Raw genomic sequence first — 5,089 nt, forward strand, 5'->3', positions numbered from 1 at the left:
GAAACAGAAAAAATAGTAACATTAAAATGGCGCCTGCGACAAGGATGAGGTTGGTTTTTGACTTCATAGTGGTAGAATAGGTGGTTGGTTATTTTCCTAAAACGCTAATTATAAGGTATTTAAAAATACAATAATTTCAGTGAACGTAAGTAATAATGTGCTCAAATATTTTATGAAGCTCGTTTAAATGATCTAATTAATAGATCGTATTTTTCTATAATTCTATTATTTACTAAGGTAAATCAAGGTGTTGATATGAGCATCCATCAAGTCAAAGGTCCCGGATAATTTCTGAATCTGTTCCTGTGCTTCCTTCCAATCCTTTTGTTCAACTGCCTCGCGTATCCCCGGTAATGTTTTTACACCATAGCCCGTGTAAAATCCCGGAGCGTATAGCTGATGCCTGAACCAAGGTCTCCGAGGTAAGCCACTCATATCTGTCAGGACCTGTTCGGTTACCAACATCGCTTTGTTAAGCACCTCTTGTTTAGGAGCAGGCAATGCTTCTACCGAGACCGATTCAAAAGCTTCAATGTCCCTGGCAAGTTTGGCTAGGCTGTTTTGGACAGTTGAGAAATCCAGGTATGGGATCTCTTCTTTGACAGCAGGTTTTACAAATACTTCTCTTGGATCTGAAGCCAGTTCAAAGGCGTTTTTGGATACCAGGGAGTTGTGTTTTTCAACATCTTTCCGCATCTTATCTGTTTCATCCATGATCTCTTTTAAATACTCAGAAACGGTAGTCTGCCATTGCGTAAATTCAAGAGGGATCACATCGGCATTGGCCAGTCTTAAAACAATTCTCCCCGCCGCATTTGCAAGGGCTATGCCATAGGCAAATTCCGGATCTTTGAATCGTTTGTAATGTGGATAGGTATCATAGATAGTATGATATTCTCCACCGGCATTTTCTCCTCCAAACCCTAGGTTCAGAGAGGCAATACCTGCATGCTGAATAAAGGGGGTATAGTCCGAACCAGATCCCAGGGCACTGAGTTCAAAGTTGCTGTTACCACCACTTACTAACTGCCGGGCAATTCTTCGCTCTTTAATAGAAACCCCTGTTTGCGGGTCTTTGACAATATCGGCTACTTCGTCTACCATAGCTTGAAGGGTGTGAGATCCTCCTGCCCCAAAAAACCCTCGCCCATTTCCATCCGTATTGATATAGGCTACTAATTTTTGTTGTAATTCCTTTTCGTGATCTTCCACCCATTCAGTAGAACCAATCAGGCCTGGCTCTTCTGCATCCCAGGCCGCATAGACCAAGGTGCGTTTTGGACGTTGACCTTTCTTTGCCAATTCTCCCACCACTCTGGCTTCCTCCATCAGTGCGATCATTCCACTTACAGGATCATTGGCCCCATGAACCCAGGCATCGTGATGATTACCACGCATTACCCACTGGTCCGGATATTTAGAGCCTTTAAGGGTAGCGATCACATTATGAGCAGGAGTTAGTTGCCAGTCGAATTCTAGTTTTAAATGTACTTTGGCCGGTCCCGGACCTATATGATAGGTAATAGGCAGACCCCCTCTCCAGGAATCGGGGGCAACCGGACCTTTCAATGCCTCCAAAAGAGGTTGTGCGTCTTCATAGGAAATGGGGAGAACAGGTATTTTAGTGATGGTAGGCGCATCTTTCCTGTCGAGTCTTTTTGCATCCTTGGTGGCGGCATATCCGGGGGTAAGCACGTCGCCGGGATACAATGGCATGTCCATGACGGAGCCTCTTTGTACTCCTGTTTTATTTTTAAAGGCACCTTCCGGATACACATCGCCCCTCACATAGCCGTCATCTTCAGGATCTGAATAGATAATGCATCCAATGGCTCCTTTTTCTGCGGCTAATTTTGGTTTAATCCCACGCCAGGAACCGTAATATTTAGCGATCACAATTTTCCCTTTTACATCGATCCCTAATTTTTCTAATTCTTCGTAATCCCTTGGGATCCCGTAATTGACAAAAACAAGTTCGGCCTCAACATCCCCATCTGTAGAAAAAGCATTATAGCTTGGCAACAGGGCTTCTCCCTGAGCCGTATAGGGATCGCCTTCCACAGGTACCGCTGTTAGTTTGGCCTCATAGGGAACCGGACTCACCAATTTCAATTCCCGAATCTTGGGATAGGGAAAAAGGATCTGATAGGTTTCTATTTTTGTGTCATATCCCCAGGATTTGAATTGCTCGGCCATCCATTCCGCATTTTTTCTTCCGTACTCTGTGCCAACCCAATGGGGCTCAGCAGCCATTTTCTGCATCCATGTATCCAGATTCTTTGGGTTCAAGGCCGCTTCAAAGGAAGCTTCTAATTTCAGCTGATTTGGAATATTGGCAGGAGCGAATCCTGTGATAGACTGTGCACTTATATGAAGAGATAAGAGCATAAGGCATAAACAAAGTAATTTTCTCATGGGTTTATATGTTTATTTCAAGATTTTAAAAATACTGTTTTTGTTTTAACAAAAAAGCCTCAGATCTACATGGACGCCAAAAAATATGCAGGGATTAATCCCATGTTTTATCCAGGCTAAGAATCGTTCTTAGTAACACATTGGCACCATTGGCCATATCTTCAGGAAATGTAAATTCTTTTGGGGAATGACTTATCCCGTTTACACTAGGGACAAAGATCATCCCAACAGGAACAATTTTGGCCATATCCTGGGCATCATGCCCAGCCCCGCTTTGCATTTGTTTACTGCTTAGCCCAAGTGCCTTAGCTTCCTTTGAGATCAGTGCCTGTATCCTTGTATCTGTAAGGGCCGGTGCCGAAGTAGCGTCAATGGGGGTAAACGTAAATAGAGCGCCTGTTTCGTTTTCAATGTCCTTTACCCGCCCTTGTATCTGGCGAAAGAGCATTGCTATTTTCTCGGACGAAAGGTCGCGTATCTCCAGGCTTAATTCTGCCCTGCCAGGGATCACATTAGGAGCGCCCGGTAAGGCCGAGATCCTCCCCACGGTCCCTACCTGATTGCCCTCAATACTTTTGGTTTCCTCATTGACGGCAATGATAAATTTAGCTGCCGCCAGTAAAGCGTCTTTTCTCAAGGCCATTGGAGTAGTGCCGGCGTGGTTGGCAAATCCATCAATACGGACATCCCACCATTTTATACCTACGATGCCTTCTACGACACCAATGTCTATTTGTTCCCTGTCTAGTATCCCGCCTTGTTCAATATGAAGTTCCAGAAAAGCCGCCAAACTGCCTTCAGGACGTTCCACTTCATCAAGGCGGTCTGCATTTCCCCCTATTCGATTTATCCCTTCCTCCATAGTGAACCCGGTACTGTTGACCACTTCCAGCGCATCTTCTTTCAGTTCACCTATAAGGGCCCTGCTGCCCATGACGCCTCCTTCCTCATTCGAAAAAATGATGATCTCCAGAGGATGTTCAGTCTGTATCCCTGCTTCATTGAGTGTTCTTACAACTTCAATGGAAGCGAGAGAACCCACACAACCATCATAGTTCCCCCCATTAGGCACCATATCGATATGGGAGCCGAAAGCTATAGGTTCTAAATCGGGATCTTTCCCAGCACGCTTTCCTATGATATTGCCTGCATAATCAACGCTAACCTCCAGTCCGGTTACTTGCATCAGAGATATAATATAGGCCCTTCCCTCCAGATCGGCATCACTAAAGGCCACTCTGTTAGTTTCGCCATTCTCCATCATACCGTATTTTGCTAAGGTCATAATGGTTTTCTCCAGTCGGTTCTGATCTACCTTGGGAATGGCTTGAGAAAAGGCCGTTAGGCAGCTGAGGAGCAACATTGAAATAATTTTTACGGAAAAAGTCATAGGCTTTTTAGTATAGAGACAAGATATAAAACAAATGGGTCATAACCAGCAGCTATTAGCTACTTTAAGGCGATCCAGTCGATCTCCAGGCAGAATTCCTCCGCTTTTTTATTTCCTATCAAAAAGGCCACCTCTTCTATTTGCGCTCCCGGAAAGGTTGAGGCATTTAAAAGGCGACCCCTGAATTGAGGGATCATGGACTCAAAAGGGATGGAAATTGTCTCCCATTTCCCGCTGGTTTGCACGCTAACCGCATAATTGTAATAATCCGATGCATTGGTTTTAAGTCGTATCTGGTATTTCTTTCCGTCACCCTTAAAACGAACTACCAGGGAGTTGTATTTTTTAACATTCAGAGATGGGAGCCGATGCTGGATAAGAGAAAATCCGCCATTGTTCTCAAGGGAAACTTTACCCATAAAGACTCCATGGCCCTCTTTGCTAATAGTGAATTGCCCTTTGGAAAGTCCGCCCATCACTCCGTCATTAACCACTGTCCAGCTTTTAGGATCTGAGTCCACTGAAAATTCAAATAGCGTGTTTGTTGGTTGTATCATAGAAAGTAAACATATAAGAAAAAGATTGATCATTTTGAATAGTCTGCTTTAATGATCTCCCGGATACCCTCCAGGTAGGGAGTAGGTTTCAGACCAAAACGTTCTTCAAATTTGCTGCTGTCAAAAACATAGTCGCGATCGTATTGGTATAACATTTCTACGGTTTCCTTCATAATGGGCATAAACATCCCAAGGATCTTTACCATTAGTTTAGAGACCTCACGGTACCTGGGGGCAACATCCAGTTCATTGGCAATGGCGCTGATCCATTCTTTTCCGGTCATGGGATCGTTAGCAGTTGGCAGGTGCCATACCTGATTATAGGCCTCCGCCGTATTTCCCAGTAAAGCCGTAGCCTTTCCTGCATCGGGGACGTAGGTAAACGAATGTTTAAAGCGATCCGAAACCAGCCAGTTTGCCTTTTTCCCGGATGCCAGGTTCTTAATCACCGTCTCCGTAAGAATACTAACCTGTTCAACAGATGGGCCGTAAAAATCTGCAGACCTTGCGATAAGCGCTGTCAAGGAACCATTTTCTACTTCGTCCAGGATCATTCTTGCAATCCTGGCGCGTATTTCGCCTTTTTTGCTGGATGGATTAACAGGGGTTTGTTCATCCATGCCGTTGAGGTAATTAGGATCGTACATGTAGATATTATCAAAAAACACCAATTTTGAATGGTTTTGCTGGCATCCCTTAATGACGGCTTTTATAAAATTGGGCCATA

At 44.3% G+C, this 5,089-nt stretch carries 4 protein-coding genes; all 4 read right to left on the bottom strand.

Annotation, left to right across the window (positions count from 1 at the left end; genetic code table 11):
* Positions 1–225: 225 nt before the first annotated feature.
* Complete coding sequence (locus WBM49_RS11935) at positions 226–2,415, bottom strand: M28 family peptidase (protein ID WP_424372279.1); 2,190 nt, start codon at positions 2,413–2,415, stop codon at positions 226–228.
* A 94-nt stretch (positions 2,416–2,509) separates the two neighbouring features.
* Positions 2,510–3,778 (bottom strand): M20 family metallo-hydrolase, encoded by a 1,269-nt coding sequence (locus WBM49_RS11940; RefSeq protein WP_424372280.1) that lies wholly within the window; start codon positions 3,776–3,778, stop codon positions 2,510–2,512.
* An 86-nt stretch (positions 3,779–3,864) separates the two neighbouring features.
* A complete protein-coding gene (locus WBM49_RS11945; RefSeq protein WP_424372281.1) occupies positions 3,865–4,395 on the bottom strand; it encodes a CIA30 family protein in 531 nt (176 codons plus the stop codon).
* The coding region (locus WBM49_RS11950) for an NAD-dependent epimerase/dehydratase family protein (RefSeq protein WP_424372282.1) at positions 4,392–5,089 on the bottom strand (698 nt) is incomplete at its 5' end. The genes WBM49_RS11945 and WBM49_RS11950, both read right to left, overlap by 4 nt.

The organism is Muriicola sp., assembly GCF_049669965.1.
Classification (GTDB): domain Bacteria; phylum Bacteroidota; class Bacteroidia; order Flavobacteriales; family Flavobacteriaceae; genus Muriicola.

Excerpts from the sequence above, each read along its gene's own strand:
- WBM49_RS11935 (WP_424372279.1), bottom strand. The coding sequence starts at position 2,415 with ATGAGAAAATTACTTTGTTTATGCCTTATGCTCTTATCTCTTCATATA.
- WBM49_RS11940 (WP_424372280.1), bottom strand. The coding sequence starts at position 3,778 with ATGTTGCTCCTCAGCTGCCTAACGGCCTTTTCTCAAGCCATTCCCAAG.
- WBM49_RS11945 (WP_424372281.1), bottom strand. The coding sequence starts at position 4,395 with ATGATCAATCTTTTTCTTATATGTTTACTTTCTATGATACAACCAACA.